Source organism: Streptomyces sp. NPDC047841 (genome assembly GCF_040704085.1).
GTDB classification, from domain to species: domain Bacteria; phylum Actinomycetota; class Actinomycetes; order Streptomycetales; family Streptomycetaceae; genus Streptomyces; species Streptomyces argyrophylli.
The window spans coordinates 179,881-193,688 of the sequence record NZ_JBEYRP010000007.1; the positions used below are offsets into that span (position 1 = coordinate 179,881).

At 71.0% G+C, this 13,808-nt stretch carries 8 protein-coding genes; 5 read left to right on the forward strand and 3 right to left on the reverse strand.

Annotated elements, in window-relative coordinates; translation table 11 throughout:
- The first annotated feature begins 672 nt into the window (after positions 1–672).
- The 4 genes from AB0947_RS13285 to AB0947_RS13300 all read left to right on the forward strand — a co-directional run bounded on the left by AB0947_RS13285 (position 673) and on the right by AB0947_RS13300 (position 7,163).
- Complete coding sequence (locus AB0947_RS13285) at positions 673–1,389, forward strand: DUF2637 domain-containing protein (RefSeq protein ID WP_366750606.1); 717 nt, start codon at positions 673–675, stop codon at positions 1,387–1,389.
- Between the two features lie 1,287 nt (positions 1,390–2,676).
- Positions 2,677–3,057 (forward strand): VOC family protein, encoded by a 381-nt coding sequence (locus tag AB0947_RS13290; RefSeq protein ID WP_366750457.1) that lies wholly within the window; start codon positions 2,677–2,679, stop codon positions 3,055–3,057.
- Positions 3,058–3,335: 278 nt separating this feature from the next.
- Complete coding sequence (locus tag AB0947_RS13295) at positions 3,336–5,612, forward strand: ATP-dependent RecD-like DNA helicase (protein ID WP_366750458.1); 2,277 nt, start codon at positions 3,336–3,338, stop codon at positions 5,610–5,612.
- Between the two features lie 261 nt (positions 5,613–5,873).
- Complete coding sequence (locus AB0947_RS13300; RefSeq protein ID WP_041665198.1) at positions 5,874–7,163, forward strand: citrate synthase; 1,290 nt, start codon at positions 5,874–5,876, stop codon at positions 7,161–7,163.
- 727 nt (positions 7,164–7,890) lie between these two features.
- Here AB0947_RS13300 and AB0947_RS13305 read toward each other — a convergent pair.
- The 3 genes from AB0947_RS13305 to AB0947_RS13315 form a co-directional block, all read right to left on the reverse strand.
- Positions 7,891–10,152, reverse strand: coding sequence for a heavy metal translocating P-type ATPase (locus tag AB0947_RS13305; RefSeq protein WP_366750459.1), 2,262 nt, complete (start codon positions 10,150–10,152; stop codon positions 7,891–7,893).
- An 87-nt stretch (positions 10,153–10,239) separates the two neighbouring features.
- Positions 10,240–10,479 (reverse strand): heavy-metal-associated domain-containing protein, encoded by a 240-nt coding sequence (locus AB0947_RS13310; protein ID WP_366750460.1) that lies wholly within the window; start codon positions 10,477–10,479, stop codon positions 10,240–10,242.
- Between the two features lie 144 nt (positions 10,480–10,623).
- Positions 10,624–11,325, reverse strand: a complete 702-nt coding sequence (locus tag AB0947_RS13315; RefSeq protein ID WP_366750461.1) for a TetR family transcriptional regulator — start codon at positions 11,323–11,325, stop codon at positions 10,624–10,626.
- Between the two features lie 165 nt (positions 11,326–11,490).
- On the opposite strand from AB0947_RS13315, the gene AB0947_RS13320 reads away from it, so the two are divergent.
- The gene (locus AB0947_RS13320) at positions 11,491–13,752 is read left to right on the forward strand and encodes an MMPL family transporter (RefSeq protein WP_366750462.1); all 2,262 of its coding nucleotides are present in this window, start codon (positions 11,491–11,493) and stop codon (positions 13,750–13,752) included.
- The last annotated feature ends 56 nt before the right edge of the window (positions 13,753–13,808 follow it).

Genomic DNA, 13,808 nt, shown 5'->3' on the forward strand with positions numbered 1-13,808 from the left:
TACATCGATGCCGTAGGGAGGATTGGAATCGATTACACGGGCCGGGGGCAAGGGGTGGCGGGCGGCCGAGACCCAATCGTGACCGGGAGCGGACCGGGGGACCCGCCGCCGGGGCCGGACGGGCCACCCGCAGCGGGACGGACGATCAGACCGGGAGGGTTCTCAGAATACAAACCACTCGACTCACAAACTGGCCGCTGAAAAGCGAATGACACAAATGAAAAAACGCACTTCCAACGTTTCCCCTGCGCCATGTTCACTCATTTGCCGCGCATCTGGAGGAGAGGGGGCGGCGTTAGCTAGAATATGACGACAGCAAGGTTCCATGGCTTGCCTCACCGCGACGCGAGGAAAGACAGTCTGTCTGCGAGTCGTGTGGCGACGGTGGCAAAGTATATTTACACACCTGGTGTTGCACGCTCGCTGGGGGCGCGTGGCACCTTGCGCGGAGACGGCGTACGCGTCGAACCCCAGGCCACCGAATCGCTGCTCCGCGAGTTCCTCACGCTATTGGAAGCGGTGCAGGAGGAACTTAATCAACGGTGGACCGACCAGGCAAACTCTGACTGTCGCGCGGATCGCGTGTGACGGGGGCGGATCTTCATGAATCACGACTATGCGGGTTCCTCCTTCGCCCGGCGTGAACGGTATGCGGACACACCCCCTTACACGGTGGGTACGGTCTGGCACGGCAGCCCCGTCGACGCACTCGACGCAGAGGCGCTCCTGGTGCCCCCCGACTCGGGCTGGGACCCGGCCGAGGAACTCGCCTACCTCTTGCAGGAGGCCATCCCGGCCGAACAGCCGGCCGTGGTCCCGCCCCCGCGCAACGAGCCGTCACCCCCCGCGGACTACGCCGACTACGCCGACCCGATGGAGAACCTGGCCCGGATCACCGGGCAACTGCCGCCCATCCGACGCCCCTCCGCCGGGGCCGGACACCGCAAGAGCCGGGTCCGTAAAATCCACATCAAATGGATGCAGACCAGCAGCTTCGTGATCGCCGCATTCGTTTCCGTGATCGTGGCGATGGTCAGCGTATTCGGCGGAATGGCGGCCTACGGGCCACTGCGCAACATCACGTCGGGCACGAACGGCGAGATGATCGCCTGGTGGCCCATTCTCGTGTACGGCCCCTGGATGGTGGCCTCCCTCTCCATCCTGCGCAGCGCCTTGCACCAGCGCCGAGCCCTGCACTCGTGGTTCATCGTCCTGCTGTTCTCGTCCGTGGCCATGATGCTGTGCGTGGCCCAGGCCGACCGAACGATCACGGGAATCGCCGGCGCGGCCCTCCCCGCATGCGCGTCCCTGGCCTGCTTCCAGCAACTGGTCCGCCAAATCACGCTGACGCTCCCCCCACGCCAGGACAAGCCCCGCCACCGCCGCTGACCAAAGGCGCCGCGACTCGCCCCCGCCTCGGCGGTAGGCAATTCCGTTCCACCCGAAAGCCCCCCACCTGGGCCTTTCCCCCCACACACCCCCGGCCCGCATCCGCCAATCCCCCCGCCGCCCCGCCCCCGCCCGCAGGCCGCCGCCCCCACCCGGCACGCGGGCGAGACGGCTCCGCGAACCCCCACCGGCCGTCAGCCGCCAGACCGACTCGGCGTGCGGGCAAGACGCGCCCGCGCGCCCCACCCACCGACCGATAGCCGCCGGACCGGCCCGGCGTACGGGCGAGGCGCGACTGCGCGCCTCCCACCCAGCGTTCGCCGCCAAGCCCACCCGGCGTGCCGGCGAGGAGCGACGGCGCACCCCTCACCGGCGGTCAGCCGCCGAACCGGCCCGGCGTTCAGGCGAGACGCGACGGCGTACCCCCACCGGCCGTCAGCCGCCAGGCCGGCCCGACGTGCGGGCGAGGTGGGACCGCGCGCCCCCCACTCAGTGCTCGCCGCCGGACCGGCTCGCGTCCAGGCGAGGTGCGACGGCGCCCCGCTACCGGCCGTCAGCCGCCAAGCCTCCCGGCGTGCTGGCGAGGCGTGACTGCGCCCCTCTCGCCCAGCGGTCGAGGATTAGCCCACCCGGCGTGCAGGCGAGGCGCGGCGGCGCACCCCACCGGCCGTTAGCCGCCGGACCGGCCCGGCATGCTGGTGAGACGTGACCGCGCCCCTCTCGCCCAGCGTTCGCCGCCAAGCCCACTCGGCGTGCAGGCAAGGTGCGACGGCGCACCCCTCACCGGCCGCGAGCTGCCACTCACCGGTCGTCAGCCGCCAAGCCCACCGAGCGTGCAGGCGAGACGCGACCGCGTGCCCCCGCCGACGGCTTGCCCCCAGTCGACCCGAGGGCCCGGTACCGGCGGGGGCCCCCGCTGTTCCGGGCCGCTCGCTCGGTTCTGACGCGGACCGCGGAATCCCGACACTGCCCCAGAAGCGAGCTGCCCAACGGCTACCTGCTCACCCCCGGTGAACAGTTCCGTGGCCTCCACCGCGCGCACGGCTCGCTGCCCCCAGGCATCCAACTGGTCGAAGCCACGCAGACGTTCACCCGTCCGCTCACGGGGTCGGGCATGGAGATGCCCCGCAAGCGCCCCCCATCCGCCCCACCTTCACCCCCAGAACCAAAACCCCTTCGCACCCGCTCGCCCTGCCCGGTACGGTCTCGGGCGTGTTCCCACCGCGTGGAGCCCACCCGCTCCGCGCGGCCCTACCGGCCGACCCACGCTGAGAGCAGGTCCCGCCCATGGCATGTCGTATCAGTGAACTCGTGCTCGGTTGCCGCGAACCCGAGGTGCTGGCGCGGTTCTGGTGCGAGGTCCTGGACTTCGTGGTGCTCGGACGCGAAGAGGACGGCAGCATCGAGATCGGCCCACGGGAAGGCTTCGGCGGCGCGCAGCCGACGCTCTTCCTCAGCCGCAGGGACGAGCCGGAGCCGGGGAAGTCGCGGCTGCACATCGACGTCAACGCCACGGACCGCGATCAGGACGCCGAGCTGGAACGCCTCTTGAAGCTCGGGGCGCGCCCGGCCGACATCGGTCAGACCGGCGACGAGTCCTGGCACGTTCTCGCCGACCCCGAGGGCAACGAGTTCTGCCTGCTCAAGGCCCGCCTCAATCCCCTCTGACCGCGGTGAAGGCCCGCGATCAGCCCCCGTCGGGATGCAGCAGCCCCCGCGGGGATGGAGGACGCCGAAGCCCACGTCGCCCTCCACGCTCGCGGGCCGCATCTCCCGCCGGCCCTGCACCCGGCCCGCGCCACGCTCCCGGCAATGGTCGGGTCGAAGCCCCCATGGCACACCGCATCCGCCGAGCACACCGCCTCCGGCGTTCGCTCACGGCCACGCGAACACCGATAGGCCATAGGCCATAGGCCGCTGTCAGACCCCACCGGTACCGTCGGATCATGGCTCAACAGGCGGGGACCCAGACCGGTGAACGGCGTCTTGCCGTGGTCGAAGGCGTACTGGAGCGGATCACCTACGCCAACGAGGAGAACGGGTACACGGTCGCCCGGGTCGACACCGGCAGAGGTGCCGGGGACCTCCTCACCGTGGTCGGCGCGCTCCTCGGTGCCCAGGTCGGTGAGTCCCTGCGGATGGAGGGCCGCTGGGGGTCGCACCCGCAGTACGGCAAGCAGTTCCATGTCGAGAACTACACGACCGTACTGCCGGCCACCGTCCAGGGCATCCGGCGCTATCTGGGGTCCGGGCTGGTCAAGGGCATCGGGCCGGTCTTCGCCGACCGCATCACCCAGCACTTCGGCGTCGACACGCTCAGGATCATCGAGGAGGAGCCCAAGCGCCTCGTCGAGGTCCCCGGCCTCGGCCCCAAGCGCACCAAGAAGATCGCCGACGCCTGGGAGGAACAGAAGGCGATCAAGGAGGTCATGCTCTTCCTCCAGACCGTCGAGGTGTCCACCTCCATCGCCGTGCGGATCTACAAGAAGTACGGCGACGAGTCGATCTCCGTCGTCAAGGAACGCCCCTACCAGCTCGCCGCCGACGTCTGGGGCATCGGCTTCCTGACCGCCGACAAGATCGCCCAGTCGGTCGGGATCCCGCACGACAGTCCCGAGCGCGTGAAGGCCGGCCTGCAGTACGCGCTGTCGCAGTCCGCCGACCAGGGGCACTGCTTCCTGCCGGAGGAGCGGCTGATCGCCGATGCCGTGAAGCTGCTCCAGGTGGACACCGGGCTGGTCATCGAGTGTCTGGGCGAGCTGGGCCGGGTACCGGAGGACGGAGGCGACCCGGGGGTCGTCCGGGAGAAGGTGCCCGGACCCGACGGCGGCGGCGACGAGCCCGTCAGCGCCGTGTACCTCGTCCCCTTCCACCGCGCCGAACTCTCCCTCTCCGCCCAGCTGCTGCGGCTCCTGCGCACGGACGAGGACCGGATGCCCGGGTTCCGGGACGTCGACTGGGGCAAGGCGCTCGGATGGCTGGGATCCCGCACCGGCGCCGACCTCGCGCCCGAGCAGGAGGCGGCCGTGAAGCTCGCGCTGACCGAGAAGGTCGCCGTCCTCACCGGCGGCCCCGGCTGCGGCAAGTCGTTCACCGTGCGCTCGATCGTGGAGCTGGCCCGGGCCCGGCGTGCCAAGGTGCTGCTCGCCGCGCCGACCGGCCGGGCCGCCAAGCGGCTGGCCGAGCTGACCGGAGCCGAGGCCTCCACCGTGCACCGGCTGCTGGAGCTGAAGCCCGGCGGGGACGCCGCCTACGACCGGGACCGGCCCCTCGACGCCGACCTGGTGGTCGTGGACGAGGCCTCCATGCTGGACCTGCTGCTCGCCAACAAGCTCGTGAAGGCCGTACCGCCGGGGGCCCATCTGCTCTTCGTGGGGGACGTGGACCAGTTGCCCAGCGTGGGCGCGGGGGAGGTCCTGCGCGATCTGCTCGCCGACGGCAGCCCCGTCCCGGCCGTCCGGCTCACCCGGGTCTTCCGGCAGGCCCAGCAGTCAGGTGTCGTCACCAACGCCCACCGCATCAACGCCGGGCAGCATCCGCTCACCGACGGGCTGAGGGACTTCTTTCTCTTCGTGGAGGACGACACGGAGGCCGCCGGCCGGCTCACCGTGGACGTGGCCGCGCGGCGGATCCCGGCCAAGTTCGGGCTGGACCCGCGCCGGGACGTGCAGGTGCTCGCGCCGATGCACCGGGGGCCGGCCGGCGCGGGCGCGCTCAACGGGCTGCTCCAGCAGGCCATCACCCCGGGGCGGCCCGATCTACAGGAGAAGCGGTTCGGTGGCCGGGTCTTCCGTGTCGGCGACAAGGTCACCCAGATTCGTAACAATTACGAGAAAGGGAAAAACGGCGTATTCAACGGCACCGTGGGTGTCGTCACCTCGCTCGACCCGGTCGACCAGCGCCTGACCGTGCTGACGGACGAGGATGAGGAGGTTCCGTACGAATTCGACGAACTGGACGAACTGGCCCACGCCTACGCGGTGACCATTCACCGCTCGCAGGGCAGTGAATATCCCGCCGTGGTGATTCCCGTCACCACGGGAGCATGGATGATGCTCCAGCGGAACCTGCTCTACACGGCGGTCACCCGGGCCCGTCAGCTGGTCGTTCTCGTCGGTTCACGCAAGGCGATCGGGCAGGCGGTGCGCACGGTGTCGGCCGGGCGGCGCTGCACGGCCCTGGACTTCAGACTGGGGTCCCGGCCCCTCGGTGGCGGGTCCTGAAGTCACGGGCGGTGGCCCCGAAGTCACGGTGGTGGCACGGAATCCGGCCCCGCGGCGAAAATGATCGATCAAACGAGTCGTGAAGGTCACAGAGCACTTCCGGTAACCCCTTCGAGGGGGCAGGATGAGCAGGTTGACGGCACTGAGTGCCGCCAATAGGCCCAATGGTCGACCCCGAGTGCACTCTCCTGAGCCAAATGGGGGATGGTAGAGACAGTCAGGGCACCTCGAAGATGAGGCACTACGTCGGTGAGGGAAGACGTGAGCGACAACTCTGTAGTACTGCGGTACGGCGACGGCGAGTACACCTACCCGGTGGTCGACAGCACCGTCGGTGACAAGGGCTTCGACATCGGGAAGCTCCGCGCCCAGACCGGTCTGGTGACTCTGGACAGCGGCTACGGCAACACCGCCGCCTACAAATCCGCGATCACCTACCTCGACGGCGAGGCGGGCATCCTCCGCTACCGCGGCTACCCCATCGAGCAGCTGGCCGAGCGCTCCACCTTCCTTGAGGTGGCGTACCTGCTGATCAACGGCGAGCTGCCCACCGTCGACCAGCTGACGGCGTTCCAGAACGACATCACGCGGCACACGCTGCTGCACGAGGACGTCAAGAACTTCTACAGGGGCTTCCCGCGCGACGCGCACCCGATGGCCATGCTGTCCTCGGTCGTCTCGGCGCTGTCCACGTTCTACCAGGACAGCCACAACCCGTTCGACGAGAAGCAGCGTGACCTCTCCACGATCCGGCTGCTCGCCAAGCTCCCGACGATCGCGGCCTACGCGTACAAGAAGTCGATCGGCCACCCGTTCGTCTACCCGCGCAACGACCTCGGTTACGTCGAGAACTTCCTGCGCATGACCTTCTCGGTGCCGGCGCAGGAGTTCGAGCTGGACCCGGTCGTCGTCGCCGCGCTGGACAAGCTGCTGATCCTGCACGCCGACCACGAGCAGAACTGTTCGACCTCCACGGTCCGCCTGGTCGGCTCCTCGCAGGCCAACATGTTCGCGTCGATCTCGGCCGGCATCAGCGCCCTGTGGGGCCCGCTGCACGGCGGTGCCAACCAGTCCGTGCTGGAGATGCTGGAGGGCATCCGCGACTCGGGCTCCGACGTCGACACCTTCATCCGCAAGGTGAAGAACAAGGAGGACGGCGTCCGCCTGATGGGCTTCGGCCACCGGGTCTACAAGAACTTCGACCCGCGCGCCAAGATCATCAAGGCCGCCGCGCACGACGTGCTCTCCGCGCTGGGCAAGGAGGACGAGCTCCTCGACATCGCCCTCAAGCTGGAGGAGCACGCGCTGTCCGACGACTACTTCGTCGAGCGCAAGCTGTACCCGAACGTGGACTTCTACACCGGTCTGATCTACCGCGCCATGGGCTTCCCGACCGAGATGTTCACGGTCCTGTTCGCCCTCGGCCGGCTGCCGGGCTGGATCGCCCAGTGGACCGAGATGATCAAGGAGCCGGGCTCCCGCATCGGCCGCCCGCGCCAGATCTACACGGGCGTGGTGGAGCGCGACTTCGTTCCGGTCGAGGAGCGCTGACACCTTCCGGTGAGGGGGCCGCGTTCGCCGGGGCCCCACACCGGAGCAGTGTTCTTGGCCGGTGTGCGCCCGACAGCGTGCCGCTGAAGGGTGTGGGCGACTGCGGGCCGGCCAGTGTCGGCAGCGCGGTTCCCCACGCCCCTTGGCCGGTGTGACGGGCCGCGCTCACCGAGAGGCCGTCGGCACGAAGTCGCGACAACGCGAAAGCGGAAGGCGCCCTGAGACGCCGGTCCCCCCACGGGCCGACGACCAGGGCGCCTTCCCATGTCCCGGTGCGGATTCCCCCCACGGGATCCGGCCGGGCGCTTGGAGAGGACAGCGCCTGAATCGCTGTCGGTGAGCAGAACGAGCAAAACTCGGCCTGCTCCAGTGATGTGCGATCTGCCGGGACAACGCACGCCGGAAGGGCCGCTCAAAGCTTCCCGGTGTACGTGCCCCGGCAACGCATCTCTGAGGAGGTCCCCCAAGACATCCCCAGACGCCAGTCAGCGCCCCCCAAGACGCTGGTCTGACACCGCCAACTTAGACCCTCGAACCCCTTCGAGGGTTACGTTCGCATCACTGTGATCTGCGTCTCTTGCATATGTCCTTTAGGTGCGCAAGAGCCCCGATACGGCGATCGGGACTCAAGCGTAAGGATGATGCGCGAGCCTTGTGAAGAGCTTATGTGAGGCGCGCGCCGGACTCCAGGGGGACCGGGACATCCGCCCCGGCAATTGCCGCCGCCCTACCGGAAGGCCCGCAGCCGCAGGCTGTTGGTCACCACGAACACCGAGGAGAAGGCCATCGCCGCCCCCGCGATCATCGGGTTGAGCAGCCCCGCGGCGGCCAGCGGCAGCGCGGCGACGTTGTAGCCGAAGGCCCACACCAGGTTGCCCTTGATGGTGGCCAGCGTCCGCCTCGACAGTCGGATCGCGTCCGCCGCCACCCGCAGGTCCCCGCGCACCAGCGTCAGGTCGCCGGCCTCGATCGCCGCGTCCGTGCCGGTGCCCATGGCCAGGCCCAGGTCCGCCGTGGCGAGCGCGGCCGCGTCGTTCACGCCGTCGCCCACCATGGCCACGGCCCGCCCCTCGCGCTGGAGCCGTCGTACGACGTCCACCTTGTCCTCGGGCAGCACCTCGGCGTGGACGTGCGCGGGGTCGATGCCGACCGTGCGCGCGACCGCCTCGGCGACGGTGCGGTTGTCCCCGGTGAGCAGCACCGGCGTCAGCCCCAGCGCCCGCAGCTCGCGGATCGCCTCGGCGCTGGTCTCCTTGACCGCGTCGGCGACGGCGAGGACCCCGCGGGCCCGTCCGTCCCAGCCCGCCACGACGGCCGTACGGCCCTCCTGCTCGGCTTCCCGCGCCGCGCGGGCCAAGTCCTGCGGGAGGTCGTCGTAGAGGCGCCCCACGGCCACCTCCCGGCCGTCCACGCGCCCGCGCACGCCCCGGCCGGGCACGTTCTCGAAGTGGTCGGCCGGCGGCAGCGCTCCCGCGCGTTCCTCGGCGCCGGCGGCGACGGCACGGGCCACGGGGTGCTCGGAGGCGTGCTCCAGGGCGCCCGCGAGCCGCAGCAGCTCCTTCTCGTCCTCGCCCTCGGCGACGTACACGGCCTGGAGGCTCATCCGGCCGGTGGTGACCGTGCCGGTCTTGTCCAGGACGACCGTGTCCACGCGGCGGGTGGACTCCAGCACCTCGGGACCCTTGATGAGGATGCCGAGCTGGGCCCCGCGCCCGGTGCCGACCATCAGCGCGGTCGGGGTGGCCAGGCCGAGGGCGCAGGGGCAGGCGATGATCAGCACGGCGACGGCGGCGGTGAACGCGGCCACGGTGTCGCCGGTGACGCCCAGCCAGACGCCGAAGGTGCCGAGCGCGATGAGGATGACCACGGGCACGAAGACGGCGGAGATCCGGTCGGCGAGCCGCTGCACCTCGGCCTTGCCGTTCTGCGCGTCCTCGACCAGCTTCGCCATCCGGGCGAGCTGGGTGTCCGCGCCGACCCGGGTGGCCTCCACGACCAGCCGGCCGCCCGCGTTGACCGTGGCGCCGGTGACCCGGTCGCCGGGGCCGACGTCCACCGGCACCGACTCCCCGGTCAGCATCGAGGCGTCGACCGCGGAGACGCCCTCCACGACCGTACCGTCGGTGGCGATCTTCTCGCCGGGGCGGACGACGAACCGGTCGCCGACGGCCAGGGACGACACCGGTATCCGGACCTCGCGGCCCTCGCGCAGCACGGCCACGTCCTTGGCGCCCAGCTCCATCAGGGCCTTCAGGGCGGCGCCGGCGCGGCGCTTGGAGCGGGCCTCCAGGTAGCGGCCGAGCAGGATCAGCGCGACGACTCCGGCGGCCACCTCCAGGTAGATCGTGGAGGCGCCGTCCATGCGGGAGACGGTGAGGCGGAACTCGTCGTGCATGCCGGGCATGCCGGCGTCGCCGAGGAACAGCGCCCACAGCGACCAGCCGAACGCGGCCAGCGTGCCGACCGAGACGAGGGTGTCCATGGTCGCGGCGCCGTGCCGGAGGTTGGTCCAGGCGGCCCGGTGGAAGGGGGCGCCGCCCCAGACGACGACCGGCGCGGCGAGGGTGAGCGAGAGCCACTGCCAGTTGTCGAACTGGAGCGCCGGGACCATGGAGAGCAGGACCACGGGGGCGGCGAGCAGCGCGGAGACGAGCAGGCGGTGGCGCAGGGCGCCCAGTTCCGCGTCCGGTGCGGGGGCTTCCGGTTCCGCCGCGGGCGCGGGCCGGGGCGGCGGCGGCTCCTCGGCGGTGTAGCCGGTCTTCTCCACGGTGGCGATCAGGTCGGCGACCTGGACGCCGCCGGAGAAGGCGACCTTGGCCTTCTCGGTGGCGAAGTTGACGGTGGCGCTGACGCCGTCCATCCGGTTGAGCTTCTTCTCCACCCGGGCGGCGCAGGAGGCACAGGTCATCCCGCCGATGAGCAGCTCGACCTCGGAGGCGTCACCCGTGGCCGCGGCTGTCCGAGCGGTTTCTGCGGTGGTGCTGGTCATGTCCGGACTCCAGACATCGGACCGGGCCGTACGGATCCAGTATCAGCTGGTCGGCACGGCCCGGGTCGGGGAAAGGGAGGGTTTTCCTCAGGCCTGGCCGGCCAGCTCGAAACCGGCCTCGTCCACGGCGGCGCGCACGGCCTCCTCGTCCAGCGGGGCGTCGGAGACGACGGTCACCTCGCCGGTCGACGCGACGGCCTTCACCGAGCTGACGCCCGGGATCTGGGAGATCTCGCCGGACACGGAGCCCTCGCAGTGGCCGCAGCTCATGCCGGTCACCTGGTAGACGGTGGTGACGGGGCCCGTGGTGTCGGTCTGAGCGGTCATGTCGTTACTCCTCGTCGAGGCGTGTGGGGCCAGTGGGGTCGGCGGCGGCCGGGGAGGCCCGCGGGAGCCCCATCTCTTCTCAGACTATACCCCTAGGGGGTATGACTCCAACGGCTCCCACGCCCGGGTTCCCGGTGTTCCGGATCACGTGCGGCCGAGTCGGTCGCCCACCAGGGGTTCGAGGTAGCGGATCAGGACGTCCTTGGTCTCCCGGACGTACGCGGCGCGCTCGGCGCCCTCGTGGGCCAGGACCAGTTCCAGGCCGGTCTTGTAGACGCCGAGGCAGACGTGGGCCGTGCGGGTGACGTCGGCCGGGGCGGCGCCGGGCATGAGTGAGCCGAGCAGCGCCTCGATCCGGCCGATCACCGTCGTGTGCAGCTGGTCGTGCGCCTCGGCCATCCGGCCCGGGATGTCGGGCCCGTGCATCAGCGCGAAGAAGACCGGATGGTCGGTGTTGAACGCCATGAACCGGTCCACGGCCGAGCCGATCGCCTCCTCCAGCGGTGTGGCGGGGTCGACGGGGGCCAGTGCCTCGCCGTACGCCTCCCGCATCTCGTGCATCAGCCGGTCGCCCAGCTCGATCGCGATCGCTTCCTTGTTCGGGAAGAACTGGTAGAGCGTGCCGGGCGAGACGCCCGCCGCGCGGGCGATGGCGTTGGTGCTGGCGGCGGTGTAGCCGGTGGTGCAGAAGACCTGGGCGGCGGCTTCGAGCAGCTGGGCGATGCGGCGTTCGCCGCGGGCCTGGCGGCGGCGCGGCGCCTGCTCCTTCTCCGGGGTGCCGTCCCCCGGGGCGCCGCCCTTCCGCGCGGCCTGCGAGGCGCCGTCCTTCGGTGTGGTGTCGGGCACGCGTTATCCCCAGCTCTCCGAACGCGATTGACAAACGCGAGTGGTCGCTCGCATTCTTGGTGAAACGCGAGCGATCTCTCGTGTTTGCCAGTCTAGGCAATGGCTGGACCATGCTGCCGTGCTCGCACGCGTCAGCGCTGGTCACGGTGAAGGGGACACCGCACGATGACCGATGTCAACAAGGCGCCGCGGCCCGCGGACCGGCCGCCGCGGACCGGTGGCTGGACCCGCTTCGTCACCGCCCGGCCGCGCCTGTCGCTCCTGGTCGCCCTGGTGCTCACCGCGCTCGCCGTGCTGGCCGGCAGCGGGGTCGCGGACCGCCTCGGCAGCGGCGGCTGGGAGGACCCGGCCGCCGAGTCGACCTACGCGACCAAGGCGCTGGAACGCGCGTTCCCCGCCGCCGAGCCGAACCTGCTGCTCCTGGTCGACGCGGGCCGCGCCTCGGTGGACGACCCGGCGGTGGCCGCCGGGGCCCGCACCCTGGCCGCGCGGCTCGCCAGGGAGCCGGGCGTCACCGGCGTCGGCTCCTACTGGCAGGCCCCGCCCGCGCAGGCCCCGGCCCTGCGCGCCGAGGACGGCCACGAGGCGCTGATCGCCGCCCGCATCACCGGCGACGAGAGCGCGATGGGCCGCACCCTGGACCGCATCGCCCCGCACTACCGGGGCACGCACGGTCCGTTCGAGGTGAGGATCGGCGGCATCGTCGCGGTGCGGCACGAGATGCAGACGGTCATCAAGGAGGACCTCACCCGTGCCGAGCTGATCGCCCTGCCGATCACGCTGGTGCTGCTGGTCATGGTCTTCGGCAGCGCGGTCGCGGCCCTGCTCCCGCTGGGCATCGGCATCGTCGCCATCCTCGGGACGAACGCGGTGCTGCGCGGCCTGACCGCCTTCACCGACGTCTCCGTCTTCGCGCTGAACCTCACCACGGCCCTCGGCCTCGGCCTCGCCATCGACTACGCCCTGTTCATCGTCCGCCGCTACCGCGAGGAACTGTCCGGCGGCGCCGACCCGCTGACCGCCGTGGGCACGACCCTGCGCACGGCCGGCCGCACCGTGCTCTTCTCCGCCCTGACGGTCGCGGTCTCCCTGGCCGCCATGATGGTCTTCCCGCAGTACTTCCTGCGGTCCTTCGCCTACGCCGGCATCGCGGTGGTGCTCCTCGCGGCGGCGGCCGCCCTGATCCTGCTCCCGGCCGCGCTGGTCCTGCTCGGCCACCGGGTCAACTCCCTGGACCTGCGCCGTCTCTTCCGCCGTGGCCGCGCGCCGGAGCGGGCCGAGGGCGGCACCGCCTGGGCGCGCACGGCCGGCCTGGTGATGCGCCGCGCCCCCCTCTTCGCCCTCGGCACCACCGCCCTGCTCGTCCTGCTCGGACTGCCGTTCCTGGGGGTCAGGTTCGGTACGGCCGACGACCGGCAACTGCCCTCGACCGCCGAGTCCCACGTGGTGCAGCAGCACCTGCGCGAGGGCTTCCCCGGCAGCCCCGGCGGCGGCCTGGAAGTCCTCGCCGAGGGCCGGGCCACCGACGCTCAGTACGCCGCCTACAAGCAGCGCGTGGCCGCCCTGCCCGAGGTGATGCGCGTCGACGGCCCCCTGGTCAGGGGCGACACCGCCTCCTTCACGGTGCAGCCCGCGGGCGAGGCCGTGGACGGTCCGGCCCAGCGGCTGGTCGGCGACCTGCGTGCGCTGGACGCCCCCTTCACCACCAAGGTGACCGGCACCGCCGCCGTCCTGGTGGACACCAAGCACGCGATAGCGGAGCGCCTGCCCTGGGCGGCCGTGTTCATCGCCGTCGTCACGCTCCTGCTGGTCTTCCTCCTCACCGGCAGCGTGCTGATACCCCTCCAGGCCGTGGTGCTCAACGCGCTCAGCCTGACGGCGATGTTCGGCGCGGTCGTCTGGGTCTTCCAGGACGGCCACCTGTCCGGCCCGCTCGGCTTCACCAGCCCCGGCTCCATCGAGACCACCCTGCCCGTGCTGATGTTCTGCGTGGCCTTCGGCCTCTCCATGGACTACGGCGTGTTCCTGCTCTCGCGCATCAAGGAGGAGTACGACCGCACGGGCGACCACGAGCGAGCGGTCCGCCTCGGCCTCCAGCGCACGGGCGGCCTGATCACGGCGGCGGCGGTCATCCTGGCCGTGGTGATGGTGGCGATCGGCACCTCCCGGGTGACCAACACCAAGATGCTCGGCCTCGGCATCGCGCTCGCGGTCCTGATGGACGCGATGGTGGTCCGCAGCCTCCTGGTCCCGGCCATCATGCGGCTGACGGGCAGGGCGACCTGGTGGGCGCCGGGGTGGCTGCGGCGCGTCCACGACCGGTTCGGCGTGAGCGAGGGCGAGCGGGAGGCACCCCCGAGGATCGCGGGGAACGGCGTCACCGGCCACGGCGAACCGGAACTGGTGACCCACCCCGGCGGGCTCTAGGGTCTTTCGTCTGGATCAGGCGAGCCCGGCATGATCCAAACGGGGAGGCCCTGGCC

Coding starts and splice junctions, on each gene's coding strand:
- AB0947_RS13290 (WP_366750457.1), top strand. CDS start 2,677: ATGGCATGTCGTATCAGTGAACTCGTGCTCGGTTGCCGCGAACCCGAG.
- AB0947_RS13295 (WP_366750458.1), top strand. CDS start 3,336: ATGGCTCAACAGGCGGGGACCCAGACCGGTGAACGGCGTCTTGCCGTG.
- AB0947_RS13305 (WP_366750459.1), bottom strand. CDS start 10,152: ATGACCAGCACCACCGCAGAAACCGCTCGGACAGCCGCGGCCACGGGT.
- AB0947_RS13310 (WP_366750460.1), bottom strand. CDS start 10,479: ATGACCGCTCAGACCGACACCACGGGCCCCGTCACCACCGTCTACCAG.
- AB0947_RS13320 (WP_366750462.1), top strand. CDS start 11,491: ATGACCGATGTCAACAAGGCGCCGCGGCCCGCGGACCGGCCGCCGCGG.